We start from the raw sequence: 26,934 nt of genomic DNA, 5'->3' as shown, positions 1-26,934 counted from the left end.
GGTTGTTTCCTTGACCTCGCACTTGAACGTGCACAAGCGGCAGACCCTCGATGCGCCCGGATATCTATTTGCTCTATCTCCTGCTGCGCCTGCTCGGGCGATTGCCGTTGCGCCTGCTGCATGGCGTGGGCGCTGGAATGGGGCAGCTGGCACTGTGGTGGCATGGGGGGACGGCACGCGACACCGCGGCCAACCTGGCGATCGCACGGCCCGGCCTGGACGAACCGGCGCGCACGGCGCTGCTGCGCGAGGCGATGGCCGAGGGCGGCAAGTCCGTCATCGAGATCCTCAAGGTATGGGGCGCCGGCGCCGAGCGTGCGCTGGGGCTGGTGCGCGAGGTGCGCGGCGGCGAGCTGCTGGACGCCGCGCGGGCGACCGGAAAGGGGGTGATCATCGCCGCGCCGCACCTGGGTTGCTGGGAGCTGCTCAATTACTGGCTATGCAGCCGCATGCCGATGGCGATCCTGTACCGGCCGCCGCGCATTGCCGCGGTCGAGCCGCTGCTGCGCAAGGTGCGTGGCGCGCTGGCGCCCGAGCAGGTGCGCGCCGAGGGTGCGGGCGTGCGTACGCTGTACAAGCGCCTGGCCGCGGGCGGCACGATCGGCATCCTGCCCGACCAGAAGCCGCGCGCCGGGGAGGGCGAACCGGCGCCGTTCTTCGGCCGCAATGCGCTGACCATGGTGTTGCTGCCGCGGCTGGCGGCGCGCACCGGGGCCACCGTGCTGTTTGCTTTTGCCGAGCGTTTGCCACGCGGGCAGGGTTTCCGCATCCACCTGCTGCCGGCGCCCGCGGGGCTGGACGATGCCGATCCGCAACGTGCCTGCGCGGCGTTGAACCGTGGCGTGGAGGCGTGCGTGGCGTTGGCGTTCCCGCAGTACCAGTGGCATTACCGGCGCTGGTCGGGCCATGGGTTGCCCAATCCGTACAACCGGGCGAAGCACGGGTAAGCATTGTCAGGCGGCTTCATGCGGTGTGTGCGAAGCGCCGGTGGGCTGAAGCCCACCCTACGTGGCCGTGCACGGTGCGTAGTACCGGGCAAGAGCATCGCGAGCGCACCCGCTCCGGCAGCTCGTCAGGACCGGTCCAGCCGCCGCAGGAACACCGCCATTTCTCTCTCCGCCTGCTTGTCGCCGCGCTGCTGCGCAACAGCGACTCCTTGCCGCCAGGCATCCGCTGCACCGGCGCGGTCGGTCATCGCCAGGCAGGCCTTGCCGAGCAGCTTCCACGCCGCCGAATAGGACGGGTCGAAACCGAGCGCCCGGCGCAGCTCTTCGGCCGCCTCCGCCGCGAGGCCGTCACCCAGCAGGGCGTTGCCCAGCGAAAAGCGCAGCAGCGCCCCGTCGCGCGGACCGCCGCACTGCGCACGCAGGCCGGCGATCAGCGCATCGCTCACGGCAGCTGCCGCGAGCGGCCGTCGGGGCTGGGGTAGATGCGGGTCGGTTGCGCCGGCTCCGGCGGGCGATGGCCCGCGCGCAGGTCGGCCAGCGCGCGCGCCGGCCAGACCACCACCCAGCCGGAGCGGAACCGCTGCGCCAGCAGCGGATACCGCAGCGCGGCGGCGTCGAGCTCGTCCGGATGGGTCACGATCAGGCCGCCGGGATGGGCGCGGGCGAACGCCTCGACCGAGCCGCTCCCGTGCAACTCCGTGATCGGATGCAGCAGGCGTCCGGCGAAATGGAACTGGCCTTCGTACACGCCGGTATAGGCAATGGCGCGATTCTGCCCATCGGCGGCACTGAGCAACCGGGTCGCCTGGGCCAGGTCGTAGCGCGGCCACAGCGTAAGCGTGAACAGCGTATTGATCGCCAGCGTGCCGAGCAGCCCGGCAAACGCCAGCCGGCGCATCTCGCCACGGCCGCGCAGCAGCAGCAGCGCGCCCAGCAGCCAGAACACCACGGCGAAGAAGCGGCTATAGGCGGCGGCCGCGTCGACCCAGTCGCCGTGCAGGTAGCCGCCGGCGGCCAGCCAGGGCAGCACGAACAGGAACACGCCGAAACCGATGCCGCCGAGCGCCAGCGGCCAGGTGCCGAGCCAGCCGTTGTAGGACAGCGCGGGTCGCCGTTCGCGCAGCAGCGCGATGGCGCCGGCCAGCAGCAGCACCGCACCGGCGAACTCCGGCAGCGGGTAGTACAACTGCTTGCCGCTGATCAACGAGAAGGTGACGAACACCGGCACCACCCAGCACAGCGCGAAGCGCACGCCGGCATCCAGCGGGCGGCGCAGCAGCAGCAGCGCCGCCCAGGCACGCGGCCAGCCACTGAACGGGAACATCAGCACCGGCAGCGCCAGCACGTACCACCACAGCGGGCGGGCGTGGTCGAATGCGTTGACCACGCGACCGGCGGTCTGGGTGAAGAACAGCCGTTGCCGGTACGCCTCGCCGCCGCTGAAGCCGGCCGGCAGCGCCCAGGCCAGCAGCATCGCGAAGCCGAGCCCGAAGGCGAGCAGGCCGCGCCCGTACCAGCGCGCGCGATGCTGGTTGGCCCAGTCGTTCCACAGCGGCCCAAGCACCCACGGAAACACCACGTGCAATGCCGCCACCGGGCCCTTGGTGAGCAGACCCAGGCCAAGGCACACGCCGAACAGCCACCAGCGCGGCTCCCCGCGCGTGGACGTGCGCGTCAGGCACAGCAGCGCGGCCAGCGACCACATCGCCAGCAGCACGTCGTACATGATCTGCAGGCCGAACAGGAAGGCGTAGCCCAGCGCCAGCAGCATCCACGGCGCCGCCTTGGCCACCCACGGGCGATCGGGGAACAGCCGCCGCGCCAGCACCGAGAGCAGCACCAGCTGGCTGCCGCCGAAGATCACCTCGAGCACGCGCGGCCACACATCGCTGACGCCGAACACGAACCAGCCGGCATGGATCAGCCAGAACAGCAACGGCGCCTTTTCGCTGTACGGCACGCCGTTGTTGAACGGCACCAGCCAGTGCCCGTGCTGCCACATCTCCCAGGCCACCGCCAGCGTACGGGTCGAATACAGCGGCATCGGCCCGTGCGAGAAGATCGCCAGCAACGCCACCGCCGTCCACAACGGCAGCCACGGCCACAGGGCGCGCAGGTGTTCGGTTCGACTGAAGGCGGTTGGCGGCACGGGCGGCAGGTCGCTGGTGGGAAAAGCCAAGTCTAGCCTGTTCGCCGTTCGCACCCGAGCGACAGGATCAGCCCGGCAGCAGCGCGCGTGCGTCGCGCGAGGCCTGCCAGCGCCGCCACAGATTCAGCGGCTTGCGCGCCAGCGGGCCGCCATCGCCGGCGAGCAGGCGTGCGGTTGCCGCCAGTACCCGTTCGCTGGAGCGGCCGTCGCGGCTGGGATGCGTGGCCGCGGCGTGCTCGGCCAGCGCCCGCCCGAGCACCGGCGGATGGGACAGCGCGGTGTCGATCGCCGCGTCCACCTGCGCCGGCTCCTGCACGTCCAGCATGAAGGGCTTCGGCCGGCGATTGCGCAGCGTGACCACCGGCTTGAGTTGCACCGCGAACTCGTCGATCACCGAGGAGGTGTCGCAGACCAGCACGTCGGCGGCGCGCAGCATGTCCAGCAGCCGGTCCGACTCGAAGAAGCGCGCGTACGGGCCCTCCAGTGTCCGGTAGCGGGCGATCAGCCCGGGATCGCACTTCGGGTGCAGGGTCAGCAGCCAGTGGCGGTCGCCGCGCGAGGTCAGCCCGCGCAGCGTATCGAACATGGCGCGCGCGGAGCTGAGCGATTCGGTGAAGGTGGCCGCGTACATCACCACCGGTTTGCCGTCGGCAGGGTTCAGGTCGGGCGCGCCCGGCGGCGGCGCGAAAAGCGGATCGAGCTTGGGCCAGCCGGTTTCGGCCACCGCGAAGTAGCGATGCTCGCGCGCCAGCGCCTCGAACGGCGCGGTGGTCGCCGGCCCTTGCGTGCAGTACAGGTCGAAGAAGCCGCGCAGGCGAAAGTGGCCACGACCGGGCTCGCGCTTTTCCGCGTTGAAGCCATGGAACACCTGCACCTTGGCGCCCGGAAACGCCGGCGGCACCCAGTTTGCGGCACAGAACACCGCCTGCGGTGCCAGGGCGCGCACGTCGCGCGCCGAGCGCAGCCGCGTTTCGTCCCCGCGCAGGTAGCCGGCCACGGTCTCGGGCACGACCCAGCCCACGCGCTGGCCTTCGCGCCGCGCCGCCGCAGCCAGCGGGCGCAGGATCGGCAGCGCGTAGAGTTCGGTGGCGAACAGCAGGCACGAGTCCATCGGGGGCATCACACGGCAACAAACTGGCATTATGCCGGGGCCGCCCACGCGAATGCCGCCGTCCCGGACGGGCCCGCTTCCCACGCACAACCCGTCGATTTCCGGATGACCCTCACCCCGATCTCCGCCTGCATCATCACCTTCAACGAGGCCGACCGCATCGACGAGTGCCTGGCCTCGCTCGCGTTTTGCGACGAGGTGGTGGTGGTCGATTCCGGCTCCACCGACGACACCCGCACGCGCGCGGCGGCGCACGGTGCGCGCGTGCTGGAACGCCCGTTCGACGGCTTCCGCAGCCAGAAGGCCTTTGCCGTGGAGCAGGCGCGGCACGACTGGGTGCTGTGCCTGGATGCCGACGAGCGGGTCGACGCCACGCTGCGCGCGGGCATCGAGGCGGCGTGCGCCGGCGGTTTCGGGGACGCGGCCGGCTATCGTTTCGCGCGGCTGTCCGAATACTTCGGTGCCTTCCTGCGCCACGGCAACGCCTATCCTGACCGCGTGCTGCGCCTTTTCGACCGCCGCCGTGGCGGCTGGCGCGGCGACCGGGAGATCCACGAGGCGGTCAGCGTCGACGGCCCGGTGCACCGCCTAGCGGGCAACCTGAAACACCACCCGTACCGCTCGCTGTCCGAACAGCTGGCCAAGCAGGAACGCTATGCGCAGATGATGGCCGAGTACCAGTACGCGCGCGGCAAGCGCGCGCGGCTGCGGCACATCCTGCTCAACCCCTGGTGGCGCTTCGTCCGCGGCTATGTGCTGCGCGGTGGATTCCTGGACGGCTGGCGCGGGCTTGTCTACGCGCTGGTACGCGTGGAATACGTGCGCCGCAAGGCGCTCAAGCTGTGGCTGCTGGAGCGCGGCCAGCGGCCCTGAGGCGTTCCAGGTAGCCCACCCGCAACGCCAGGCCGAGTACCAGGAAGAAGAAGAACGACTGCGACATGACGCGGTAGAACACGCTTTCGCCCAACGCGCACAACAGATACAGCACCACGATCGCCAGGCCCGCCGTGGCGGTGGCGGCGATCGTGCCGTCGGCATGGCGTACCCGGCGGGCAAAGTAGCGCAATGGCAGCGCGAACATCGCCAGCACCGCCAGCAGCAGTGGCGCGCCACCGGCGGCCAGTGCGCGCAGGTATTCGTTGTGCGGCTGGTTGTAGCGGGCGATCGAAGGGTCGCTGCGTCCGGCGCCGATCTCGGCCTGGGCGTAGGCCGCGTACTGGTCGATGCCGATGCCGTCCAGCGGGTGCGCGGCGAATGCACTGAGCGCCGTGCGCCACATTTCCAGCCGCTCGCCGATCGAGCCGTCCGGATCGCCCTGGTCGAAGCCGGCCACCTCTTTCTGGATGGTGGTGAAACGGCCCAGCATCGCGCCATGCAGCGACACGGTGGCGACCACGCCGCCCAGGCAGACGGCGGCGCCCAGGGCCAGGCTCCAGCGCCAGCGACCGCTGCGGCGGGCCTGCACCAGCAGCACCAATAGGAACGCCGGCACGAACGCCAGCAACGGGCCCCGGCTTTGCGTCAGCAACGCGCCGTACATGCCCAGCGCCATCCCTACGCCATGCAGCCACCAGCGCCAGCTCCACGGGCGCTCGTGCAGCAGGCGCACCAGCGCCAGCAGGGCCAGTCCGAGCAGCAGCGTGGCGCACTCGATCGCGCTGGAGCCGCCGCCGTTGAGGCCGTAGGCCCGGTCGATGCCCAGCACGTAGTGTTGTGCCAGGCAGACGGCGCCCAGTCCGATCGCGGTCAGGCTGAAGCCGACCCACACCACGGTCATGCAAAGTTGCCGCGCAAACACCGCGGCCACGACCAGATACAGCAGCACGTGCGCGGCGTGGTCGAGCGGCCGCCAGCCCAGCCCGTGCCACAACACGTTGGCCAGATCGACGGCGAGCAACAACAACGAAGCACCGATCACCCCGGCGGCGGCGCGATAGGCCTGGCGCACCGGTGCACGCCACAACAGCGCCAGGCCGCTGAAGAACAACAGCGCCGCCGGCAACGCCTTGATGTCCAGTTCGATCGAGAACGACAGCGGCAACAACGCCAGCAACGCGGACAGTGTCCAGTCCGGCCAGGCGCGCCAAGCGGCTCGCGTCGCTCCGGTGCCGCCCAGGGCCTTGCTTGCACCGCTCATTCGCCCACCCTGGCGTCGGCCGCTTCGGCATCGGCATCGGGCAGGCAGCCAGGCACCACGGCGCCGGCCTTGAACAACCACCATTGCCGCCGGTTGGCGTGGCCCAGGTCGACCGCACGCTGGCGAAGCACGCACTCGCCCATCGCCGCTTGCTGCACGAACAGCCAGCGATGCGCCGGGTCGCTTGCCTGCCAGGCGACGGCGTCGGCGTACTGCCGTGTCCATGGCTGGCTGAAACCGAAATCCACCGCGGGGCGATCGAGCATCAGCAGGTTCTGTTCCTTCCAGGCCACCAGGCCGAGCTGGTCGCCCGGCCCGAGTTGCGCGCGCACCTTCGCCATCAGGGCCGCGGACGAGCTCGAATCGTTCAACCGCGGCGTGATGCCGATGCTCCAACCCAGCCAGAGTACGGCCATGGCGCCGCTGACCGCCCACACCGCGCCGCGCAGTCGCAATCCCGCGACCAGCGCCAGCTGGCTCGCACCGATGGCCGTCAGCCAACCGAACAGCGCCCTGCCGCCATCGTCGAACTCGCGCTGTGTGGCCCAATCGGTGGCAAAGCGTGGATGCGCGAGCAGCGCATAGGCGCCCACCGCCAGCAGCAGCGTGCCGAGCAATCCGATGAAGCCCAGTCCCGCCGCGCGCAGCCAGCGCGCCTGCAGCAGTTCTTCCAGGAACGGCGCCGTGGCCAGCGCCAGCATCGGCAGCGCCGGCAGGATGTATACGTCGCGTTTGCCCGCCGGGATCGAGAAGAACACCAGCACCAGCGCCACCCAGGCCACCGGCAGCAGCAGCCGCGCATCCTTCGCCTTCAGCGCGCGCCACCAGCGCGGGAGCGTGCCGGGATAGGTCAGCGACAGCGGCAACCAGCTGAACAGCACGATCGGGATGTAATAGAGCGGCGAGTGGATGTGCCCCCACGAGTTGGCGTAGCGATCGGCGGTCTGGTGGAACAGGATGTCCTGCACGTAGGCGGCATAGGCCGGGTTGCCGTCACGCGCGCCGGCGGCCAGCAGCATCGGCACCAGCCACAGCGCGATCGCCGCCAGCATGGCCAGCAGGCCCAGCCACCAGCGCAGTGCCTGGCCCGGCCCCATGCGCACGACGCCGTCCCAGCCGCGCCTTGCCGCGAACCCGTACGGCAACAGCAGCAGCAATGGCAGGAAGCCGACGCCCTTGGTGATCACGCCCAGGCCGGCGCAGAAACAACCCAGCCAGTACGCCCGCCAGTGAGGCCCGCACAACATGTGCCTGAGCAGGCCCCAGTTGCCCGCGGTGATCAGCAGCATCAGCAGCGGATCGATTTGCGCGCGCTTGACCTGGTAGACGAACTGGAACGCCAGCAGCAGGCCCGCCGCGGCATACAGGCCGACCTGCCGGCTCCAGAGCCGGCGGCCCAGGTCATAGACCAGCGCCAGCGTGCCCAGCGCGGCCAGCAGCGATGGCAGCAGGAAGGCGATGCGCCAGTTGCGCACCAGCTCGAAACTGATCGCCTCGGCCCACATCAGCATCGGCGGCTTGTCCGCGTACAGCTCGCTGCCGCGATGCGGGAACAGCCAGTCGCCGCCCTCGACCATCTGCCTGGCTGCCAGCGTGTAGCGCGGTTCGTCGGACGGCCATGGATCGCGCATGCCGATGCCGGCGCCGATCACTACCAGGGCGATCAGCATCAGCAGCCAGAAGCGGCGGCGGTCCAGTGAGCTTGCATGGGGAAGGGACATGGAGCGATCTGTGCCAGTCAGCTTGGGCGTTGTAACCGGGACGGGCTTACCAGGTGCTGAGCTGTTTGGGTTACTGCTTTTCGATGACGGCATAGTACATGCCGTCCAGGTCGCCATCGCCGGGCAGGATCTGCCAGCCGACCGCGGCAGGCTGGCCTGTCGGTAGCGTGAAGGGCACCGCGCGCGCGTCACCGGCGGCCGCCAGCAAAGCCTGCACCGAGGCCTCGTTTTCCGCGCGCAGCAGCGAGCAGGTGGCGTAGACCAGCCGGCCGCCGGGTTTGAGCAGCGGCCACAGCGCCAGCAGGATGCGTTGCTGCAACGCGGCCAGCGTGGGGATGTCGCTCTGGCGCCGATGCAGGCGCACGTCCGGCCGCCGGCGCAGCACGCCGGTGGCCGAGCAGGGCGCATCGACCAGGATGCGGTCGTACGGCTGGCCGTCCCACCAGGTGTCGGGGGCGCTGGCGTCGCCGGCAAGCAGTTCGGCGTGCAGGCCCAGCCGCTGCAGGTTCTCGCCGATCCGGCGCAGGCGCGACGGCTCGGCATCCAGCGCGGTCAGCGCCAGAGCGGCGCGTTCGAGCAGGTGGCAGGCCTTGCCACCGGGCGCGGCGCAGGCGTCGAGCACGCGCTGGTCCGCACGCGGGTCGAGCAGGTCGGCGGCGACCTGGGCGGCGCCGTCCTGCACCGCGAACTCGCCCGAGGCGAAGCCGGACAGACGGGTGACGTCGCCGCTGTGCGGCAGCACGATGGCGTCGGTCAGCCAGGGGTGCGCGGTGGCGGTCTGGCCGTCCAGGTGCAGCCGTTCGAGCAGCGCCTCGCGGGTGGTGACGCGGCGGTTGGCACGCAGCATCAGCGGCGGTTCGAGGTTGTCGGCCGCCATCACCGTTTCGGCGTGGATCGGCCAGTCCCGGGTGATCGCTTCGGCCAGCCACGGCGGGTGCGCGTGGCGCGTCTGCGGCGCGGCATCGAGCGCCGCCAGCAGCCCGACCCGTTCGCGCTGCCAGCGGCGCAGCACCGCATTGACCAGCCCGGCCAGGCGCGGGCGCTTGAGTGCGCGGGTGGCCTCGACCGTGGCGGCGACGGCGGCGTAGTCGCTGAGCTCGAGAATCTCCAGCTGCACGATGCCGAGTATCAGCAATGCGTGCACCGCCGGCTCCTTGCGGCGCAAGGGCTGTGCCAGCAGGCGGTCGAGTACCGGGTCGAAGCGCAGCCACCAGCGCGCGCCTTCGCTGAGCAGCGCCATCAGCAACGCACGGTCGCGCGGATCGGGCAACCTGGATGCGTGCCGTTCCATCGCCTCGCGCAGCGACATGCCGCGCAGCGCAATATCGGCCAGCGCGGTGGCGGCCAGGGCGCGGGTATCGGTCATGGCCGACACCTGCTCCCACTCCGCTGGGAGAGAGTTGGGGTGAGGGGGCGGGGCTTGCCCGAAATTCTGTGGGTACGACGGTCGCGCTCGACCTGAAGAGCAAAAGCGCGGTCCGCCCCGGATCCAGCTGCCCGCAAGCCTTGGCCTCTCACCCCAGCCCTCTCCCCGGAGGGGAGCGACAGCGTGTTCACTTGGAGGCTCCGCGCAGTTCCGGACGGGCGTTGAGGTAGTCGGCGGCGCTGATACGCTTGCCGCCCGGGCGCTGCAGGGCGGTCACCCGCAGGGCGCCTTCGCCGCAGGCCAGTTCGATGCCCTCCCGGCTGGCGGCGAGCACCGCGCCGGGCGCCGAATCGTGGCCGCGCTCGATCGCCCGCGCACTCCATATCCGTACGTGCTCGCCGGCAATCGCACCCTCGGCGACCGGCCAGGGATCGAACGCGCGCACGGTGCGCTCCAGTTCGATCGCCGGCCGCGCAAAGTCCAGCCTCGCCTCGGCCTTGTCCAGCTTGTGGGCATAGGTCACGCCCTCGGCCGGTTGGGGCGTGGCGGCCAGCATTTCGCCGGCCAGCGTGCGGCGCAGCCCTTCGGCGAGCGCCTCGGCGCCGAGGGCCGACAGCCGATCATGCAGGGTGCCGCCGGTGTCGTCGCGGCCGATCGGCGTGCGCTTTTCCAGCAACACCGGCCCGGTGTCCAGGCCGGCCTCCATCTGCATCAGGTCGACGCCACTTTGCGCATCGCCGGCCAGGATCGCGCGCTGGATCGGCGCCGCGCCGCGCCAGCGCGGCAGCAGGCTGGCGTGCACGTTCCAGCAGCCCTGCCGCGGGATTGCCAGTACCTTGCGCGGCAGGATCAGCCCGTAGGCGACCACCACCATCAGGTCCGGCGCGTAGGCAGCCAACGCGGCCTGCGCTTCGGGCGATTTCAGCGATTCGGGTTGCTCCACCGGCAGCCCGGCGGCAAGCGCCGCCTGCTTCACCGGGCCGGGAGCGAGTTTGCGCCCGCGGCCGGCGGGGCGGTCGGGCTGGGTGTAGACGGCCACCACCTGTGCGCCACTGGCGCGGCAGGCTTCCAGGCAGGGGACGGAAAACTCCGGCGTGCCGGCGAAGACGATCCTCAAGCGCTGGCCGCCTGCTTGCGCTGCTTTTCCAGGCGCTTGAGCAGCATGTTGCGCTTGAGCGGCGACAGATAATCGACGAACACCTTGCCGGCCAGGTGGTCCAGCTCGTGCTGGATGCACACCGCCAGCGGGCCCTCGGCCTCGACGGTGAACTCCTTGCCCTCGGCATCGTGCGCCTTGACCGTGACCTTCAGCGCGCGGGTGACGTCGGCATAGATGCCCGGGAAGGACAGGCAGCCCTCCTGGTACACCTGGGTGCCTTCCTTGCCGACGATCTCGGCATTGATCAACGCCAGCGGCTGGTTGCGCTCATCGCTCATGTCGGCCACCAGCACGCGCTTGTGCACGTTGACCTGGGTCGCTGCCAGGCCGACGCCATTGGCGGCGTACATGGTTTCGAACATGTCGGCGACGAACTGTTTCAGCTCGGCGTCGAACACGGTTACCGGCGTGGCCTGCGTGCGCAGCCGGGGGTCGGGGAACTCAAGGATGGAAAGCACGGACATGATCTTCACCTCAGGCGCCTCAGATGCGGGCGAATCGGCGAAACGAAAGCCCCGGCGCAAACTAGAATGGGCCTCATTGTACGGCGGCAAGCTCCCGTGCGGCAGGCGATTTTGCCAACTGCACCCGGTTGCGGGCCTTCACCATTCGGTTACACTCGCCCGAGCCTCGGGGGTAGGGGAATCCCTTATATGATCAAGAAGTCCATCGGGCTGCTGGCCGGCATGCTGGTCACCGTGGCCGTGTACGCCGCCGGTGCGCAATTGCGTGCCGATCATCCCGACACCTACACCGTGCGCAGTGGCGACACGTTGTGGGATATCTCGGCCAAGTTCCTCTCCAAGCCCTGGTTGTGGCCGGAGATCTGGCAGGCCAACCCGCAGGTGCGCAATCCGCACCTGATCTATCCGGGCGACGTGCTCAACCTGTCCTTCATCAACGGACCGCGGCTCAAGCTCGAGCCCAGCGTGCACCGCGAAGGCCAGGCCGTGCCGGCGATCCCGCTGGACCAGCTGCGCATGTTCCTCAAGGACATGCGGGTGATGGATTCCAACGCGGTCAGTTCGGCGCCCTACGTGGTCGGTTTCGAAGAGGCGCGGCTGCGCGGCGCAGTGGGCCAGAACCTGTACGTGCGCGGGCTGGAAAGCGCGCCCGGCCAGCGCTGGGCGATCGTGCGCCCGACCCACGTCTACCGCGGTTTCGAGCAGGATGACGCGGACGATGCCGGGAACGAAGTCGTCGCGCACACCCTCGACAGCAACGTGGCGATGGTGCGCACCCCGTGGGCGGAGGATTTCCGCGACGACGGGCATGTCGGGCGTGGCGAGGATCTGGGCGTCGAAGTGAGCGTGATCGGCACCGCCGAGGCGCTGCGCGGTGGCGATCCGTCGACCCTGCTGCTGCTCGACGCCACCCAGGAAATCCGCGCCGGCGACCGCGTGCTGCCGCTGGATGGCCCGACCTACGACCCGTACTACTACCCGCACGCGCCGCAGTCGGTGCCGGCCAACGCGCGAGTGATCGCGTTCGCCGACGCGATGGCCGCGGCCGGCCGGCGCCAGGTGGTGGCGCTGTCGATCGGTGCGAAGGATGGCGTGGAGAACGGCCAGACCTACGCGCTGTTCGAGCCCGGCCAGGCCATCCACGACGACGTCGCCAGCAGCAGCTGGAGCCGCGGCAGCGGCGAGAACGTCACCTTGCCGGACGAGTTCGCCGGCCACGTGATGGTGTTCCGCACCTTCGACCGGGTCAGCTACGGCCTGGTGATGGACGGCCTGCGCCCGGTGCACCGCGGGGCGCGCCTGGCGATGCCTGAATAAGGTTTCGGCTCGGCTTTCCCCGACACGACGGCGCGGCCTTGGCCGCGCCGTTTTTCGTTGGCGCGAACCTACACTGGCCGGATGAGTGACACGGATGCACTACGCGCCTGGCTGGTCCTGCTGCGGACGCCCGGCCTCGGGCCTGCCTGGCTGCGCGAGCGGCTGGCCGCCGAAGCGGGCGACATCGGAGCCGTGCTGGCCGGGCTGCGCCACGCGCCGGCAAACCTGGACGCATCAGCGCGCGGCTGGCTGAAGCGGCCGGACGAGGAACGCCTGGCGGCGGACCTGGCCTGGCTCGCCGCGCCCGGCCACCGCCTGCTGCGTTGCACCGACGCCGACTTCCCGCCGCCGCTGGAACAGATCGCGCAGGCTCCGGCGGCGCTGTTCGTGGCCGGCGACGCCGGCCTGCTGTTGCGCCCGCAGGTGGCCGTGGTCGGCGCGCGCGGTGCCACCGCCAACGGGTTGGCGCAGGCACGCCGCTTTGCGCTCGCGCTGGCGCAGACCGGTTTTGTCATCACCAGCGGCATGGCCGATGGGGTCGACGGCGCTGCCCACGGCGCCGCACTGGACGCCGGCGCGCCCACCATCGCGGTGGTCGGCACCGGCCCGGACGTGGTCTATCCGCGCAAGCACCAGGCACTGGCGCAGGCGATCGCCGCGCACGGCGCGCTGGTCAGCGAGTTTCCGCCCGGCACCGCGCCGCGGGCGGACCATTTCCCGCGGCGCAACCGCATCATCGCCGGCTTGTCGCTGGGCACGCTGGTGATCGAGGCGGGGCTGAAATCCGGTTCACTGATCACTGCACGGCTGGCCGGCGAGCAGGGCCGCGAGGTATTCGCCCTGCCCGGCTCGGTGCACAACCCGCTGGCGCGCGGCTGCCATCGGCTGATCCGCGAGGGCGTGCGGCTGGTCGAGGCGCCGGCCGAGCTGGTCGAGGCGCTGGTGCCGGCCGCACGTGCGCTGGGGCTGGAGCTGGCGGCGCGGCTGGCCACGGACGAGGCCGCCGGCACCGCGTCGCCGTCGGACCGGCCGCCGCCGCTTCCTTCGGCCGAGCCGGACCAGCGGCGCCTGCGGCATGCGCTGGGCCATGATCCGGCCACGCTCGACGAACTGGCCGCACGTACCGGCCTGGCACCGTCCGCACTGGCATCCATGCTGTTGATGCTGGAGCTGGAAGGGCAGGTGCAGAGCCTGCCCGGCAACCGCTACCAGTGCCTGGCGTAGCGGTTCGACGGCTCCGGGGCCGGCGCCGCGCGGCGTCGGGGGATGCCGCGTGAACCCGCGCCGCATCGCGGATTCACGCGATCCGGCTTGACAGCTCCCGCTGGCGCATGGCTCAACTAATAAAGAGTGTGCCCGCCAACCGGCGGCACGGACCGCTTCCGGAACCCCCCTCCCCCATGGCCAAGAACCTCCTCATCGTCGAGTCGCCCGCCAAGGCCAAGACGATCAACAAATACCTCGGCAAGGACTTCCAGGTCCTGGCCTCCTACGGCCACGTGCGCGATCTGAAGCCGAAGGAGGGAGCCGTCGATACCGACAACGGCTTCGCCATGAAGTACGAGGTGATCGAGCGCAACGAGAAACACGTCGACGCGATCGCCAAGGCGGCCAAGGTGGCCGACGACATCTACCTCGCGACCGACTTGGATCGCGAAGGCGAGGCGATCTCCTGGCACATCAGCGAGATCCTCAAGGAACGCGGCCTGACCGACGGCAAGCGCATGCACCGGGTGGTGTTCTCCGAGATCACGCCCAAGGCGATCAAGGCCGCGGTGGCCTCGCCGCGCGACCTTTCGTACGACATGGTCGATGCCCAGCAGGCCCGCCGCGCGCTGGACTACCTGGTCGGCTTCAATCTTTCGCCGGTGCTGTGGCGCAAGGTGCAGCGCGGGCTTTCCGCCGGCCGCGTGCAAAGCCCCGCGCTGCGCATGATCGTCGAGCGCGAGGAGGAGATCGAGGCCTTCGTCGCTCGCGAATACTGGACCGTGCAGGCCCAGCTCAAGCACGCCGACGGTGACTTCGGCGCGCGCCTGACCCGGCTCAACGGCAAGAAATTCGAACAGTTCGACCTCACCAACGAGGCCGATGCGATGGCCGCGCGCGGCGCGCTCAAGGATGCCGCCGGCGGCCACCTGACCGTCAGTGAGGTCGCTTCCAAGGAGCGCAAGCGTCGCCCGGCGCCGCCGTTCACCACCTCCACCCTGCAGCAGGAAGCGGCGCGCAAGCTCGGCTTCGGCACCAGCCGCACGATGAAGATCGCCCAGGGCCTGTACGAGGGTGTCAGCCTCGGCAGCGAGGGCAACGTCGGCCTGATCACCTACATGCGTACCGACTCCACCGCGCTGTCCAACGAGGCCACCGACGAACTGCGCGCGCTGATCGGCCGCGATTTCGGGCAGCGCGCGCTGCCCGACGGCGTGCAGGTCTACCGCACCAAGTCCAAGAACGCGCAGGAAGCGCACGAGGCGGTTCGCCCGACCTCGGCGATGCGCACGCCGCGCCAGGTGGCCGCGTTCCTGAACGACGATCAGCGCAAGCTGTACGAGCTGATCTGGAAGCGCACGGTCGCCTGCCAGATGATCCACGCCACGCTCAACACCGTCTCGGTGGACTTCGATCTGCCCCACGCTGCCGGTGGTCCGGCCGGGTTCCGCGCCACCGGCACCACGGTGGTCGACCCCGGCTTCCTGGCGGTGTACGAGGAAGGCCGCGACACCAAGGCCGCCGAGGACGAAGACGAGGCCCGTCGGCTGCCGCGCCTGGCCAAGGGCGAGCAGGTCGCGCTTTCCGACATCCTGGCCGACCAGCACTTCACCGAGCCGCCGCCGCGCTACTCCGAAGCCAGCCTGGTCAAGGCGCTGGAGGAGTACGGCATCGGACGCCCGTCCACTTATGCCAGCATCATCCAGGTGCTGCAGAACCGCGAATACGTGTTCCTGGACAGCCGCCGCTTCAAGCCGACCGACGTCGGCCGCGCGGTGGGCAAGTTCCTGACCCAGCATTTCAACCAGTACGTCGACTACGACTTCACCGCGAGGCTTGAGGACGAGCTGGACGCGGTCAGCCGTGGCGAGGAAGCCTGGGTGCCGCTGATGGAACGCTTCTGGCAGCCGTTCAAGACCCAGGTCGACGAAAAGACCGAATCGGTCGATCGCAGCGAGGCCACCGGCGCGCGCGAGCTGGGCACCGATCCGAAGAGCGGCAAGCCGGTCTCTGTGCGGCTGGGCCGTTACGGGCCGTACGCCCAGATCGGTGACAAGGACACCGACGAGAAATTGCAGTTCGCGTCCCTGCGCCCCGGCCAGAGCATGCACACCATCACGCTGGAGCAGGCGATGGAGCTGTTCAAGCTGCCGCGCCAGCTCGGTAGCGCCGAAAACGGCGACGAGGTGAGCGTGGGCATCGGTCGCTTCGGTCCGTTCGTCAAGCAGGGCAGCACCTACGCCTCGCTCAAGCCGGAGGACGACCCCTACACCATCGAGTTGCCGCGCGCCCTGCAGATCGTCAGCGAGAAGCTGGAGATGCTGGCCAACCGCGTGATCGCCGACTTCGGCAACGGTGTGCAGGTGCTCAACGGCCGCTACGGTCCCTACATCACCGACGGCGAGAAGAACGCACGCATCCCCAAGGACCAGGAACCGAAAGAGCTGACTGAGGCGCAGTGCATCGAGCTGCTCGCCGCCGCACCGGCCAAGAAGGGTCGTTTCGCGCGCAAGACGGCCACCAAACAAGCCGCCGCGAAGAAGGCGCCAGCGGCGAAGAAAGCCGCCGCCAAGAAGGCGCCGGCAAAGAAGACCGCCACCAAGAAGGCCGCCGCCAGGAAAACAGCCAGGAAGACCGCCACGAAAAAGGCGGCCGCGAAAAAGACCACCGGCAAGGCCGACGCCTGAGCATGACCACCCGCTACACCCTGCCCGAATGCGACGCCGCGGCCGCGGCGCTGCACGGCGGCGCCGTGCTGGCCTACCCGACCGAGGCGGTCTACGGCCTCGGTTGCGATCCGCATGACCAGGCCGCCTTCGATCGACTGTTCGCGCTCAAGCAACGCCCGCCGACCCAGGGGGTGCTGCTGATCGCCGCCGATTTCGACCAGGTCGAGCGCTACATCGACCTGGCGCAGGTGTCCGCCGCAGTGATGGCTCAGGTCAAGGCCAGCTGGCCCGGGCCCAACACCTGGATCTTCCCGCGTAGCGCGGCCGTGCCGGCCTGGGTGGCCGGGGCGCATGCCGGCATCGCACTGCGGGTCACCGCCCATGCGCCCGCCGCCGCGCTCTGCCGCGCCTACGGCGGCGCCCTCGTGTCCACCAGCGCCAATCCGCACGGCTTGCCGCCGGCTCGCAGCGCACAGATGGCGCTCGATTATTTCGGCGACGCGCTCGATGGCGTGCTCGATGGCCCGCTGGGCGGCCAGGAGCGCCCCACGATGATCCGCGATGCCATCACCGGCGCTATCATCCGCGCCTGAGCGTCCAGGGGCGCCACGGGCCGCTGGAGGGCCTGCGGTGGACAGCAGCACACGCGTGCTTCACGCCGGCTTGCAGCGGCCGGTCGCCATGCTGTGTGCGTCTGGCGCATGGCGAACTTGGAGATAAGCGGCTTGGCCATCGTTTACGACACTTTCCAGCGTGAGGCGCCGCAGCGCCTGGCGCTGCTGCAGGCGGATACGCCGGAACGGGTGCTGGCCTGGCGCGATGGCCGCCCGGTCAGCGCGGCGCAGTTCCTTTCGCACGTGCGCCAGGCCGCCGTCACGCTGCCGGGCGCCAGCGCCGCGGTGAACCTGTGCGAGGACCGCTACGCCTTCCTGGTCGCCTTCTGCGCCATCGTGCTGCGCGGCCAGACAAACCTGTTGCCCTCCTCGCGCGCGCCGCAGGCGGTCGACGAGGTGATGGCTGCGCACCCGGGCTGTTACGCCATCGGCGAGCAGACGCTCGACCCGGCGCCGGCCCACTACCACCGGCTGCCGATGCTGTCGGCGGAGCCGGCTGCCGGCGACGAGGGCTGGCCGCAGATTCCGGCAGACCAGGTGGTGGCGATCGGCTACACCTCCGGTTCCACCGGCACGCCCAGCGCCAACTTGAAGACCTGGCGCAGCTTCCACGCCAGTAACGCCGGCAACCTGGCGATGCTGCACGCGGCGGTCGGTGCACGCTTCGGCGTGGTCGCCACGGTGCCGCCGCAGCACATGTACGGCATGGAGATGAGCGTGCTGCTGCCACTGCTGGGCGGCGTCGGCGTGCACGCGGGACGGCCGTTTTTTCCCGCCGACGTGGCCGCTGCGCTGGCCGGGCTGCCGGCGCCGCGTGTGCTGGTGACCACGCCAGTGCACCTGCGCGCGCTGGTCGAATCGGGCATCGCGCTGCCGCCGCTGGCGGCGATGGTCTCGGCGACCGCGCCGATGCCGCCGGAGCTGGCCCAGGCGGCGGAGCAGCGCTTCGGCGCGCCGCTGCAGGAAGTGTTCGGCTCTACCGAAACCTGCGTGTTCGCCAGTCGCCGTACCACCATCGAGGCGGACTGGCGGCTCTATCCCGACGTCCACCTGCACCCGCAGCCGGATGGCACCCAGGTCGATGCGCCGCAACTGGATGCGCCGCGGCTGCTGGCCGACATCGTCAGCCTGTCCGCCGACGGCCGCGGTTTCCGCCTGCGCGGGCGCCAGGCCGACATGCTGGAAATCGCCGGCAAGCGCGCCTCGCTCGGCGACCTCACCCGCCGCCTGCTGGCCATCCCCGGCGTGCAGGATGGCGTGGTGTTCCAGCTCGACGACGGCGACACCCTGGGCGTGCACCGCATCGCCGCGCTGGCGGTCGCGCCGGGGCTGGACGAGCACGCCATCCTCGACGCGCTGCGCCGTGCGATCGACCCGGTCTTCCTGCCGCGCCCGCTGCTGAAAGTCGACGCGTTGCCCCGCAACGAGACCGGCAAGCTGCCGCGCGCCGCCCTGCTGGACCTGCTCGTCCGCCACCACCCGCACCCGTAGGGCCTGCAGGGTGGGCCGAAGCCCACCACCGGTCTGCGTCGGAAGTCGGTGGGCTGAAGCCCGCCCTACGAACGGCCACCCGACGTATCGCGTCGCCACCGCTACAATGCGCGCCTGCGCCACGGGGCGCACCACACGCTTCGGGAGAGCGCATGAAGGTCCTGGTCATCGGCAGCGGCGGGCGCGAGCACGCGCTGGCGTGGAAGCTCAAGCAGTCGCCGCGGGTCAGCGAGGTGATCGTGGCCCCCGGCAACGCCGGCACCGCACGCGAGCGCGGCGTGCGCAACGCCGACGTGGCCATGAACGACCTCGACGGGCTGCTCGCGCTGGCCAAGGCCGAAAAAATCGAACTGACCGTGGTCGGGCCCGAGGTACCGCTGGTCGCCGGCGTGGTCGACCGCTTCCGCGCCGCCGGCCTGCGCATCTTCGGTCCGCGCGCGATCGCTGCGCAGCTGGAAGGCTCCAAGGCCTTCGCCAAGGATTTCCTGCTCCGCCACAACATTCCCACTGCGCGCTACGCGGTGTTCAACGAGCTCAACGCGGCGCTGGCCTACGTGCGCAAGCATGGCGCGCCGATCGTGATCAAGGCCGACGGCCTGGCCGCGGGCAAGGGCGTCGTCGTGGCGCTGACCCTGCCCGACGCCGAGCAGGCGCTGCACGACATGCTCGGCGGCCACCTGTTCGGCAATGCGTCGGCGCGCGTGGTGATCGAGGAATTCCTCGAAGGCGAGGAAGCGAGCTACATCGTGATGAGCGACGGCAGCCACGCGCTGCCGATGGCCTCCAGCCAGGACCACAAGCGCCGCGACGAGGGCGACATGGGGCCCAACACCGGCGGCATGGGCGCCTACTCGCCGGCGCCGGTGGTGACCCCGGCGGTCGAGCGGCGCATCCTGAAAGAGGTGATCGAACCGACCCTTCGCGGCATGGCCACCGAGGGCGCGCCGTTCATCGGGTTCCTTTATGCCGGGTTGATGATCGATGCGTCCGGCACGCCCCGGGTGATCGAATTCAACGTGCGCTTCGGCGACCCGGAGACCCAGCCGATCATGCTGCGCCTGAAGTCCGACCTGGTCGACCTGATCGACGCCGCGCTGGACGGCGAGCTGCACCACACCCGCGTGCAGTGGGACAGCCGCCCGGCGATCGGCGTGGTGGTCGCCGCCGAGGGCTACCCCGGCCGCGTGCGCAGCGGGGATCCCGTCGGCGGCCTGGATGGGACCTTCGCTCCCACCGTGAAGGTATTCCATGCCGGCACCCGGCTCGACGAACAGGACCGCGTGACCACCGCCGGCGGCCGCGTACTGACCGTCTGCGCACTGGGCAGCGATCTGGCCGCCGCGCGCGAACACGCCTACGAGGCGGCGTCGAAAATCCACTTCAACGGCGCGTTCTGCCGGCGCGACATCGCGCACCGCGCGCTACGGCGGGGCTGAATCAGGCGGCCGCCTGGTCCGGTGCGCCCGGCTCGGCGCTGCGTGCCCGGCCCGGTCGCAGCACCATGTAGAGCATCAGCAGCATGCCGGCCAGCACGCCGACCGAGCCGATGCCCAGCAGGGGCTCGAGCGTCTCCTCGCCCGCCTTGCCCCCGTAGAGCATGAACAGGCCGGCCAGCAACGCGACGGCGGCCAGCTGGTGCAGCACGAACTGGGTCATTGCCACCGCGCGCCGCGGTGCATCCAGCCACAACCGGTGGATGATCCCGTAGACCAGCGACAACACGAAGCCGACCATCAACACGTGGGCGTGGGTGACCAGTTGCCCGTGGTTGTGGGAGGCGGCCATGTAGATGCCCAGCGCCATGCCGAGGGCGGCATAGCTCAGCGACCAGACCAGGTATCTCCGGCTCATGTCCATCGGTGTTCCCCTCTCGAAACACGGACGCCTGGTTGGCGGGCGCCGCGAGCGCCGCGGAAGGTCTCACCGGCATGCGCGACCGCCGCGACGCCGCCCGGCGGCACCTTCCCCGGCGCAAGGTATGCCCATCCGTACCGGCCCGCAACGCTTCGAGCGGGCGGCCCGCCACGGCGAGCTTTCAGGCTAGGCTAGCGCCAGCTCCAAGCCCAGGACCCGCATGAGCCAATTCACCCTGCTCGGCCAGCGCCGCTTCGCCCCGTTCTTCTGGACCCAGGCGCTGGGCGCGTTCAACGACAACGCCTTCCGCAACGCGCTGGTGATGCTGGTGGCCTTCCAGATGGGCCTGGACGACCACAGCGTGTCGCTCTACACCAACCTGGCGCCGGCGCTGTTCATCCTGCCGTTCTTCCTGTTTTCGGCGAGCGCGGGGCAGCTGGCGGAGAAGTTCGAGAAGACGCGCATCATCCGCGCCGTGAAGCTGTTCGAGATCGGCGCGATGGCGCTGGCGGCGATCGGCTTCCACACCCACGACACCACGCTGTTGCTGGTGGTGTTGTTCCTGATGGGGATGCACTCGACCACCTTCGGCCCGATCAAGTACGCGATCCTGCCGCAGGCGCTCGAGCCGGGCGAACTGGTCGGCGGCAACGGGCTGGTGGAGATGGGCACGCAGCTGGCGATGCTGGTGGGCATGATCGCCGGCAACTCGCTGATGCTGGTGGCAGGCGTCGGGCCGTGGCTGGCCTCCGGCGCGACCATCGCCGTAGCGGTGGCCGGCTACTTGGCCAGCCGGCGGATTCCGCCGGCGCCAGCGACGGCGCCGGCGCTGAAGTTCAACTGGAACCCGCTGAGCGAAACCGCGCGCGTGCTTGGCATCGTGCGGTGCGATCGCGCGGTGTTCAACGCGGTGCTGGGCATCTCCTGGTTCTGGTTCTTCGGCACCGTGCTGATCGCGCAGCTGCCCAACTACACGCGCGAGACGCTGGGTGGCGACGGTTCGGTCAACACGCTGGTGCTGACGCTGTTCTCGATCGGCACCGGCGTGGGTGCGCTGCTGTGCGAGCGCCTGTCCGGCAAGCGGGTGGAGATCGGCCTGGTACCGCTGGGCGCGTTCGGGCTGACCGTGTTCGGCGTGGACCTGTACTTCGCGCGGCACGGCGTGGCGCTGGCGCAGGGGCTGGACTGGCTGGCCTTCCTGCGTGGCACGGGCAGCTGGCGGGTGGCGCTGGACCTCACCCTGATCGGCGTGTTCGCCGGCTTCTACGTGGTGCCGCTGTTCGCCTTCGTGCAGGCGCGCGCGCCGCGCGAGCAGCTCTCGCGCGTGATCGCCGGCAACAACATCGTCAACGCGCTGCTGATCGTGCTGGCGGCCGGCTTCGGCCTGGGCCTGGGCGCGCTGGGCTTCGATGCGGTGGAGACGTTCCTCGCCGCGGCGCTGCTCAACGTGGCAGTGGCGGCGTACATCTTCACGCTGGTGCCCGAGTTCCCGATGCGCTTCATCACCTGGGTGCTGGTCAACGCGCTCTACCGGGTACGCGTGGAAGGCATGCGCCACGTGCCGGAGGAAGGGCCGGCGCTGCTGGTGTGCAACCACGTCAGCTTCATGGACCCGCTGCTGCTGATGGCGAACCTGCGCCGGCCGGCACGCTTCGTCATGTACTACCGCATCTTCCATATCCCGCTGCTGCGCTTCGTGTTCCGCACCGCCAGGGCCATTCCGATCGCCGGCCAGAAGGAAGATCCGTCGGTGCTGGCGGCGGCCTACGAGGCGATCGACGAGGCGCTGGCGGCCGGCGAGCTGGTGTGCATCTTCCCCGAGGGCGGGTTGACCGCGGATGGCGAGATCGCACCGTTCCGTCCGGGCCTGCTGCGCATCCTCGAGCGCCGGCCGGTGCCGGTGGTGCCGATGGCGCTGCGCGGCTTGTGGGGCAGCGTATGGAGCCGGCGCGACACGCGGCTCGGGCGCTGGCGATTGCCGCGGCGCTTCCGGGCGCGAGTGGAGCTGGTGGTCGATGCGCCGGTCGCGCCGGAGCGGCTGCGGCTGGACCTGCTGGAAACGCGCGTGCGCGAACTGCGCGGCACACTGGCCTGAAGGTCGATTACTTACTTTTGCAGGAGCCCACTTGTGGGCGATGCTCTTCTGCCACCGTGGCGAAAAGCATCGCCACACAAGTGGGTTCCTACAGGGTGTCGGGACTCAGGTGACCCAGCCGCCCAGCACGATCAGCGCGACGATGCTCAACCATGCCAGCAACGCGCGCAGGAACGCGCTGCGCATGCGGGTAAGCTCCAGCAGCGGATCAGTGCGTTCCTCGGCATAGCCGTCGCCCGCATCGATCTCCACGTCGATGTCGGCGCAGGCGGCGGCGGCGAGGAAATCCGGCCCATCGGTGTACCAGCTGGTCGGCGCCGCGTGCAGGCGCCAGCGCTGCCAGGCGGCCATCACCGCGTCCCAGTGCCCGACCAGCGCCAGGGTGAACACCAGCAGCTGCGCGGGCAGCCAGTCCAGCGCGTTGGCGACGAAGCGCGCATGCGTGCGGCTGCCGGCATCGAGCGCCAGCGTGTCGTCGCGCCCGAGTGTCTGCGCCAGCCGGTACAGCAGGGCGCCGGCGGGCCCGAGCAGGAAGAACCACAGCAGCACGCCGAAGCGCCGGCGCAGCGCGGCGATCGCCACCGCCTCGCCCAGCGCGTGGGCGCTCCAGGCGACCTGCCCGCCCGGCTCGGCCAGCCGCTGCGCGGCGGTGTGGCGGGAGACGGCGTCGGGCGCGCGAAGGATCGCCTCAAGGTCGGCCTCGAACGCATGCGGGCCCAGCGCGTAGAGCAGCACCAGCACGGCGAAGGCCAGCTGCAGGAAACCACCCAGCGGCACCTGCCCGAGCAGCTCGGCCAGCAGCAGGCACAGCACCGTGGGCACGATAAGCGTCAGCAGCACGCGCCCGCGACCGGCGGTGTCGTCCAGCTGCCGCACCCAACCGCGGAACACGCCGTCGCCGCGCCACTGCGCCAGTTGCGGCAACAGGTGCAACAGGCCGAGGGCGATGAGTGCGGCGAGCAGGCTGAGGGCCATCGAAAACTCCTGAGGATGCGCGGCCATTCTAGGGCAAGCATGCAGGAGCCCACTTGTGGGCGATGCCTTGGCGTCCACCGCAAGAGCATCGCCCACAAGTGGGCTCCTACAAAAGAGCGGTCAGGTTGTGAGCGCGTCGAGTTCGAGCCCGGCGTGTTCGCGCAGCCAGTCCGCCAGCAATTGGTAGGACACCGACAGCCGCGTCGGCGGAGCGAAGCTGCCGTCGGCGAGCCCGGCGACGATCTGTCCGGGTGTGAACCAGCGTGCGTCTTCCAGCTCGCCATCGCGCAGGTCGATCGTCGGGTCGATCGCGGCGCCGATGAAGCCGACCATCAGCGACGCCGGCAGCGGCCAGGGTTGCGAGGAGTGGTAATGCACCTCGCCCACGCGCACGCCGGCTTCCTCGGCCACCTCGCGGCGCACGGCGTCTTCGAGCGATTCGCCCGGTTCGACGAAGCCGGCCAGCGCCGACCAGCGTCCCTTGGGCCAGCCCGCCTGCCGGCCGAGCAGGCAGGCCCCTTCGTATTCGACGATCGCGATGATCGCCGCGTCGGTACGCGGAAAGTGCAGCCGCCCGCAGGACGCGTCGGTGCACTTCATGCGATGGCCGGCGGCGACCCGCTCGAGCGGCGCGCCGCAGCCGCTGCAGAAGCGCGTCTCGCGTTGCCAGTGGGCCAGGCCCTTGGCATAGGCGAACAGGCCCGCCTCGGCGGTGGGAAGGCGCAGACCGGCCTCGCGCAGGCCGATGCGGCGGGCAGCCAGGCGCTCTTCGAGCGTCTCCAGCGCGTGGCCTTCGTCCAGCGCGAGCAGGAAGTGCGGACAGCCGTCGGCGATGCCGAGCAAGCTGGTCGGAAGTTCGGCGAACAGTTCGCACCGTTCGGCGCCGCTCAGCCAGCGCAGGCTCTCGGCGTCGCGCAGCAGGTAGCTTTCGCCGGAAGGATCGAGCAGCAGGTAGCGCGCTTCGCCGCAGCCGGCCTGCTCGGCCAGCCACGCCTGCTCGTCCCGGCGTTCGGACATCCGGTCCAGCACCAGGCTCAGGCCGGCGAAGACATTGGTGGCGCCCGCACTCATCGGCGGCTCAGGTGGAGAACGAGGAGCCGCAGCCGCAGGTGGTCTTGGCGTTGGGATTGCGGATCACGAACTGCGCGCCGGAGAGGCTTTCGGCGTAGTCGATTTCCGCACCGGTGAGGTACTGCAGCGAGAGTGGATCGACCAGCAGCGTCACGCCCTCGCGATCGAGCGCGAAGTCGTCCTCGGCCTGCGCCTCGTCGAAGGTAAAGCCGTACTGGAAGCCCGAGCAGCCGCCGCCGGAGATGTACACACGCAGCTTCAGCGCCGGGTTGCCCTCCTCGACGATCAGCTCGTGCACCTTGCGCGCGGCGGCCTCGGTGAAGACCAGCGGGGCGCCGGCCTGGCGGTAATCGGGAATCGAAACGAAGGTTTCCATGCGGCAAATCTGCGGTTGCGAAGGCGCGATCTCAAGGATAGCGCCTGGCGGATCAGGCCGGCACCGCCTCATCCAGTTCGGCGTCCTCGACGGCGGCCGGCGAGGGCAGCTCGCGTGCCACCGGCTCGACGCGATGGCTCATGCGCCCGTTCACCTGCGCCCCGGCGGCCATTTCCAGCGTGCGGTAGTGCACGTCGCCAGTGATGCGCGCCAGCGGTGCCAGTTCCAGCCGCTCGGCGGCGTGGATGTCGCCCTGCACGGAGCCATTGATGATCGCGTGCGACACGTGGATGTCGCCCTGCACTTGGCCCTGCTCGCTCAGGGTGAATACCGCATCTTCGCTCTCGGCCAGGACGGCGCCCTCGATGCGGCCGTCCAGATGCAGCGCGCCGCTGAAGCGCAGGTCGCCGCGGATCACGGTGCCGCGCGCGATCAGGCTGGTTTCGTTGCTGCCATTGGCGCGATCGGTGCGTCGACGGTTGAGCATGGTCAGTTTCCCCCTTCGATGGTGGTGAGGTTGCCCGAGAGGGCGTCGTTCCAGGCCACGGTGCGGTCGACGGCATCGTCGCCCTCGGGTTTGACATGGATGCGCAGCCGGGTCGGCTTGAAGCCGGCCGGCAGCATGAACGTGGCGTGCAATTGCTGGAAATAGCGGAAGCGGAACGGCAGGCCGTCCTTTTGCGCGGCGTCGCCGAGCCGGGACCAGTCCAGCGCCACCACCTTGTCGCCGTGCACGCCTTCGACGGCAAGGGTGACGATGCCACTGACGTCGCGGCCGCGCTTGGCGTTCTGGGTCAGGCTCAACGCCAGGTTCCAGGCGCGCGAGCCGGTGACCGGGCGCAGCTGCACCTCCTGCACCTTGAGCCCTTCGCGTTGCGCGCTGCCGCCAACCAGGCGCGAGTAGAAGCCCAGGTCCGCGCGCAGGCCGTTGATTTCCTCGTCGCGCTCGGTCAGCGTGCCGCGCAGCGACCGGGTGGCGATTTCGGTGACCTGCTGCGCGCGCTTGAGGTTGGCGATCTGCTGTTTGAGCTGTTCGTTCTGCGCGGCCAGCTGTCTGGCTTCGCGATGGTCGACCGCCGCCGGCGTGGTGCGCCAGGCCAAGGTGCCGACCACGGCCGCGGTCACCAGCAGGCTGGCCAGCCACGCAACGCCCAGCCACAGCCGGCGGCGGCGCAGGCTGGCTTCATCGTGCGGTCGCACGACGAAGCGCGGGGGCGGGCGTGAAGCCATGTGGAAATCCGGCACTGCTGGGGTGATCGATATAGCCGGAGCGTGACGAAAGCGTCAAGGAACGGCCGCACGCTTTGGCCAGCATTCCTGTAGGAGCCCACTTGTGGGCGATGCTTTTGCCACGGTGGCAGAAGACCATCGCCCGCAAGTGGGCCCCCGCAAGGAAGGCCGCGGAGGCTCAGCTGCCCATCTTGCTCTGCAGGTACCGCTCGGCGCCGATGTCCTTGACCAGGTTCTGCTGCGTCTCGAGCCAGTCGATGTGCTCTTCCTCGTCGTGCAGGATGGCCTTGAACAGGTCGCGGCTGACGTAGTCGGCGATGCCTTCGCTGTGCGCGATCGCCGCACGCAGGTCGATCGCGGCAGCCAGCTCCAGGTCCAGGTCGCCCTGGATGCATTCGAGCACGTTCTCGCCGATGCGCAGCTTGCCCAGGTGCTGCAGGTTGGGCAGGCCGTCGAGGAACAGGATGCGTTCGATCAGCCGATCGGCGTGCTTCATTTCCTCGATCGATTCCTTGTACTCGTGCTCGGCCAGTTCGCCGTAGCCCCAATCCTTGAACATGCGGTAATGCAGGAAGTACTGGTTGATCGCGGTCAATTCGTTGTAGAGCACCTTGTTGAGGTGCTCGATGACTTTCGCGTCGCCTTTCATGGGGAGTCTCCGGTGCCGTCCGACCGGTGACTATACGGGCTGGCCCGCTGCCGCGTGGAAACGCGAATGGTTGCGGTTTTTGCTTCGCGCCCGAGCGTGCGTCAGGCGGTGATCAGCGGCAGCGGGAAGGTCACCTGCGCCAGTGCGGCATCCAGCGTGGCGCGTGCTTCGGGCTCGCAGCAGCCGCAGCAATCGGAGCAACCCGTGCGTGCCTGCAGTTCGGCAAAGCTGCGCACGCCATCGGCCACGGCGCGGCGGATGTCGTTGTCGGTGACGGCGTTGCAGAGACAGATGTACATGGGCGCGCATTCAAGCGCGAATGCGAATGATTGT

The 26,934-nt window shown here is 69.9% G+C and carries 25 protein-coding genes; 9 read left to right on the top strand and 16 right to left on the bottom strand.

All coding sequences use genetic code 11. From position 1 onward, the window contains the following. Positions 1–50 precede the first annotated feature (50 nt). Complete coding sequence (locus OSC30_RS05665; RefSeq protein ID WP_267170871.1) at positions 51–947, top strand: LpxL/LpxP family acyltransferase; 897 nt, start codon at positions 51–53, stop codon at positions 945–947. A 125-nt stretch (positions 948–1,072) separates the two neighbouring features. On the opposite strand, the gene OSC30_RS05660 is transcribed toward OSC30_RS05665, so the two are convergent. The 3 genes from OSC30_RS05660 to OSC30_RS05650 all read right to left on the bottom strand — a co-directional run bounded on the left by OSC30_RS05660 (position 1,073) and on the right by OSC30_RS05650 (position 4,207). Further along, positions 1,073–1,393 (bottom strand): hypothetical protein, encoded by a 321-nt coding sequence (locus tag OSC30_RS05660; protein WP_267170870.1) that lies wholly within the window; start codon positions 1,391–1,393, stop codon positions 1,073–1,075. Further along, positions 1,390–3,096 (bottom strand): ArnT family glycosyltransferase, encoded by a 1,707-nt coding sequence (locus OSC30_RS05655; protein ID WP_267171058.1) that lies wholly within the window; start codon positions 3,094–3,096, stop codon positions 1,390–1,392. Before OSC30_RS05655 ends, OSC30_RS05660 begins: the two co-directional genes overlap by 4 nt. A gap of 67 nt (positions 3,097–3,163) precedes the next feature. After that, positions 3,164–4,207, bottom strand: coding sequence for a CDP-glycerol glycerophosphotransferase family protein (locus OSC30_RS05650; protein WP_267170869.1), 1,044 nt, complete (start codon positions 4,205–4,207; stop codon positions 3,164–3,166). Between the two features lie 105 nt (positions 4,208–4,312). Between OSC30_RS05650 and OSC30_RS05645 the strand changes: the two genes are divergently transcribed. Beyond that, on the top strand, positions 4,313–5,080 hold the full coding sequence (locus tag OSC30_RS05645; protein WP_267170868.1) for a glycosyltransferase family 2 protein: 768 nt from the start codon (positions 4,313–4,315) through the stop codon (positions 5,078–5,080). Here the strand turns inward: OSC30_RS05645 and OSC30_RS05640 are convergent. The 5 genes from OSC30_RS05640 to def all read right to left on the bottom strand — a co-directional run bounded on the left by OSC30_RS05640 (position 5,043) and on the right by def (position 11,054). After that, positions 5,043–6,344: an O-antigen ligase family protein gene (locus tag OSC30_RS05640; protein WP_267170867.1), complete on the bottom strand. Its 1,302-nt coding sequence runs from the start codon at positions 6,342–6,344 to the stop codon at positions 5,043–5,045. The genes OSC30_RS05645 and OSC30_RS05640 overlap by 38 nt on opposite strands. Beyond that, positions 6,341–8,065, bottom strand: coding sequence for an ArnT family glycosyltransferase (locus OSC30_RS05635; protein WP_267170866.1), 1,725 nt, complete (start codon positions 8,063–8,065; stop codon positions 6,341–6,343). The genes OSC30_RS05640 and OSC30_RS05635 overlap by 4 nt, the downstream gene beginning before the upstream one ends. A 70-nt stretch (positions 8,066–8,135) precedes the next feature. Next, entirely contained in the window at positions 8,136–9,431 is a 1,296-nt protein-coding gene (gene rsmB, locus OSC30_RS05630; protein ID WP_267170865.1) for a 16S rRNA (cytosine(967)-C(5))-methyltransferase RsmB, read from the bottom strand. Between the two features lie 187 nt (positions 9,432–9,618). After that, positions 9,619–10,548 carry a methionyl-tRNA formyltransferase gene (fmt, locus tag OSC30_RS05625; RefSeq protein ID WP_267170864.1) on the bottom strand — a complete coding sequence of 310 codons (930 nt, stop codon included), beginning with the start codon at positions 10,546–10,548 and terminating at the stop codon, positions 9,619–9,621. After that, positions 10,545–11,054 carry a peptide deformylase gene (def, locus tag OSC30_RS05620; protein ID WP_267170863.1) on the bottom strand — a complete coding sequence of 170 codons (510 nt, stop codon included), beginning with the start codon at positions 11,052–11,054 and terminating at the stop codon, positions 10,545–10,547. Before def ends, fmt begins: the two co-directional genes overlap by 4 nt. Before the next feature lie 189 nt (positions 11,055–11,243). Here def and OSC30_RS05615 point away from each other — a divergent pair, with 189 nt between their 5' ends. From OSC30_RS05615 to purD, 6 genes are all read left to right on the top strand, one after another. Continuing rightward, complete coding sequence (locus OSC30_RS05615; protein WP_267170862.1) at positions 11,244–12,371, top strand: LysM peptidoglycan-binding domain-containing protein; 1,128 nt, start codon at positions 11,244–11,246, stop codon at positions 12,369–12,371. Between the two features lie 81 nt (positions 12,372–12,452). Then, entirely contained in the window at positions 12,453–13,595 is a 1,143-nt protein-coding gene (dprA, locus tag OSC30_RS05610) for a DNA-processing protein DprA (RefSeq protein WP_267170861.1), read from the top strand. A gap of 176 nt (positions 13,596–13,771) precedes the next feature. Then, positions 13,772–16,264 carry a DNA topoisomerase I gene (locus OSC30_RS05605; protein WP_267170860.1) on the top strand — a complete coding sequence of 831 codons (2,493 nt, stop codon included), beginning with the start codon at positions 13,772–13,774 and terminating at the stop codon, positions 16,262–16,264. A gap of 2 nt (positions 16,265–16,266) precedes the next feature. Next, positions 16,267–16,839 carry an L-threonylcarbamoyladenylate synthase type 1 TsaC gene (gene tsaC / locus OSC30_RS05600; protein WP_267170859.1) on the top strand — a complete coding sequence of 191 codons (573 nt, stop codon included), beginning with the start codon at positions 16,267–16,269 and terminating at the stop codon, positions 16,837–16,839. A 132-nt stretch (positions 16,840–16,971) separates the two neighbouring features. After that, positions 16,972–18,351, top strand: a complete 1,380-nt coding sequence (locus tag OSC30_RS05595; protein ID WP_323374197.1) for an AMP-binding protein — start codon at positions 16,972–16,974, stop codon at positions 18,349–18,351. Positions 18,352–18,503: 152 nt separating this feature from the next. Further along, positions 18,504–19,787 carry a phosphoribosylamine--glycine ligase gene (purD, locus tag OSC30_RS05590; RefSeq protein ID WP_267170858.1) on the top strand — a complete coding sequence of 428 codons (1,284 nt, stop codon included), beginning with the start codon at positions 18,504–18,506 and terminating at the stop codon, positions 19,785–19,787. Between the two features lies 1 nt (position 19,788). Here purD and OSC30_RS05585 read toward each other — a convergent pair whose 3' ends face one another. Continuing rightward, entirely contained in the window at positions 19,789–20,202 is a 414-nt protein-coding gene (locus OSC30_RS05585; protein ID WP_267170857.1) for a TonB-dependent receptor, read from the bottom strand. Between the two features lie 223 nt (positions 20,203–20,425). Here OSC30_RS05585 and OSC30_RS05580 point away from each other — a divergent pair, with 223 nt between their 5' ends. After that, positions 20,426–22,300, top strand: coding sequence for an MFS transporter (locus OSC30_RS05580; RefSeq protein ID WP_267170856.1), 1,875 nt, complete (start codon positions 20,426–20,428; stop codon positions 22,298–22,300). Between the two features lie 105 nt (positions 22,301–22,405). Here the strand turns inward: OSC30_RS05580 and OSC30_RS05575 are convergent, their stop codons facing one another. From OSC30_RS05575 to OSC30_RS05545, 7 genes are all read right to left on the bottom strand, one after another. Continuing rightward, positions 22,406–23,275, bottom strand: a complete 870-nt coding sequence (locus tag OSC30_RS05575) for a CobD/CbiB family protein (RefSeq protein ID WP_267170855.1) — start codon at positions 23,273–23,275, stop codon at positions 22,406–22,408. A 120-nt stretch (positions 23,276–23,395) separates the two neighbouring features. Beyond that, complete coding sequence (gene nudC / locus OSC30_RS05570) at positions 23,396–24,346, bottom strand: NAD(+) diphosphatase (protein WP_267170854.1); 951 nt, start codon at positions 24,344–24,346, stop codon at positions 23,396–23,398. Positions 24,347–24,353: 7 nt separating this feature from the next. Continuing rightward, positions 24,354–24,722 carry an iron-sulfur cluster insertion protein ErpA gene (gene erpA / locus OSC30_RS05565; protein WP_267170853.1) on the bottom strand — a complete coding sequence of 123 codons (369 nt, stop codon included), beginning with the start codon at positions 24,720–24,722 and terminating at the stop codon, positions 24,354–24,356. A 52-nt stretch (positions 24,723–24,774) separates the two neighbouring features. Then, entirely contained in the window at positions 24,775–25,209 is a 435-nt protein-coding gene (locus tag OSC30_RS05560) for a bactofilin family protein (protein ID WP_267170852.1), read from the bottom strand. A gap of 2 nt (positions 25,210–25,211) precedes the next feature. Next, on the bottom strand, positions 25,212–25,952 hold the full coding sequence (locus tag OSC30_RS05555; protein ID WP_267170851.1) for a DUF6776 family protein: 741 nt from the start codon (positions 25,950–25,952) through the stop codon (positions 25,212–25,214). A 178-nt stretch (positions 25,953–26,130) separates the two neighbouring features. Further along, on the bottom strand, positions 26,131–26,601 hold the full coding sequence (gene bfr / locus OSC30_RS05550) for a bacterioferritin (RefSeq protein WP_267170850.1): 471 nt from the start codon (positions 26,599–26,601) through the stop codon (positions 26,131–26,133). Positions 26,602–26,702: 101 nt separating this feature from the next. Continuing rightward, on the bottom strand, positions 26,703–26,900 hold the full coding sequence (locus OSC30_RS05545; protein WP_267170849.1) for a (2Fe-2S)-binding protein: 198 nt from the start codon (positions 26,898–26,900) through the stop codon (positions 26,703–26,705). Positions 26,901–26,934 lie beyond the last annotated feature (34 nt).

It is taken from the genome of Frateuria hangzhouensis (assembly GCF_026410505.1).
In the GTDB taxonomy this organism is placed as follows: domain Bacteria; phylum Pseudomonadota; class Gammaproteobacteria; order Xanthomonadales; family Rhodanobacteraceae; genus Frateuria_A; species Frateuria_A hangzhouensis.
Note: the sequence above shows the minus strand (reverse complement) of the source record. Positions and strands in the feature narration are given on the sequence as shown.

Excerpts from the sequence above, each read along its gene's own strand:
- rsmB (WP_267170865.1), bottom strand. The coding sequence starts at position 9,431 with ATGACCGATACCCGCGCCCTGGCCGCCACCGCGCTGGCCGATATTGCG.
- OSC30_RS05580 (WP_267170856.1), top strand. The coding sequence starts at position 20,426 with ATGAGCCAATTCACCCTGCTCGGCCAGCGCCGCTTCGCCCCGTTCTTC.
- OSC30_RS05635 (WP_267170866.1), bottom strand. The coding sequence starts at position 8,065 with ATGTCCCTTCCCCATGCAAGCTCACTGGACCGCCGCCGCTTCTGGCTG.
- OSC30_RS05650 (WP_267170869.1), bottom strand. The coding sequence starts at position 4,207 with ATGGACTCGTGCCTGCTGTTCGCCACCGAACTCTACGCGCTGCCGATC.
- nudC (WP_267170854.1), bottom strand. The coding sequence starts at position 24,346 with ATGAGTGCGGGCGCCACCAATGTCTTCGCCGGCCTGAGCCTGGTGCTG.
- OSC30_RS05560 (WP_267170852.1), bottom strand. The coding sequence starts at position 25,209 with ATGCTCAACCGTCGACGCACCGATCGCGCCAATGGCAGCAACGAAACC.
- tsaC (WP_267170859.1), top strand. The coding sequence starts at position 16,267 with ATGACCACCCGCTACACCCTGCCCGAATGCGACGCCGCGGCCGCGGCG.
- purD (WP_267170858.1), top strand. The coding sequence starts at position 18,504 with ATGAAGGTCCTGGTCATCGGCAGCGGCGGGCGCGAGCACGCGCTGGCG.
- OSC30_RS05545 (WP_267170849.1), bottom strand. The coding sequence starts at position 26,900 with ATGTACATCTGTCTCTGCAACGCCGTCACCGACAACGACATCCGCCGC.
- OSC30_RS05640 (WP_267170867.1), bottom strand. The coding sequence starts at position 6,344 with ATGAGCGGTGCAAGCAAGGCCCTGGGCGGCACCGGAGCGACGCGAGCC.
- OSC30_RS05665 (WP_267170871.1), top strand. The coding sequence starts at position 51 with ATGCGCCCGGATATCTATTTGCTCTATCTCCTGCTGCGCCTGCTCGGG.
- OSC30_RS05575 (WP_267170855.1), bottom strand. The coding sequence starts at position 23,275 with ATGGCCCTCAGCCTGCTCGCCGCACTCATCGCCCTCGGCCTGTTGCAC.
- OSC30_RS05615 (WP_267170862.1), top strand. The coding sequence starts at position 11,244 with ATGATCAAGAAGTCCATCGGGCTGCTGGCCGGCATGCTGGTCACCGTG.
- dprA (WP_267170861.1), top strand. The coding sequence starts at position 12,453 with ATGAGTGACACGGATGCACTACGCGCCTGGCTGGTCCTGCTGCGGACG.
- OSC30_RS05555 (WP_267170851.1), bottom strand. The coding sequence starts at position 25,952 with ATGGCTTCACGCCCGCCCCCGCGCTTCGTCGTGCGACCGCACGATGAA.
- OSC30_RS05605 (WP_267170860.1), top strand. The coding sequence starts at position 13,772 with ATGGCCAAGAACCTCCTCATCGTCGAGTCGCCCGCCAAGGCCAAGACG.
- bfr (WP_267170850.1), bottom strand. The coding sequence starts at position 26,601 with ATGAAAGGCGACGCGAAAGTCATCGAGCACCTCAACAAGGTGCTCTAC.
- OSC30_RS05585 (WP_267170857.1), bottom strand. The coding sequence starts at position 20,202 with ATGAGCCGGAGATACCTGGTCTGGTCGCTGAGCTATGCCGCCCTCGGC.
- def (WP_267170863.1), bottom strand. The coding sequence starts at position 11,054 with ATGTCCGTGCTTTCCATCCTTGAGTTCCCCGACCCCCGGCTGCGCACG.
- OSC30_RS05645 (WP_267170868.1), top strand. The coding sequence starts at position 4,313 with ATGACCCTCACCCCGATCTCCGCCTGCATCATCACCTTCAACGAGGCC.
- erpA (WP_267170853.1), bottom strand. The coding sequence starts at position 24,722 with ATGGAAACCTTCGTTTCGATTCCCGATTACCGCCAGGCCGGCGCCCCG.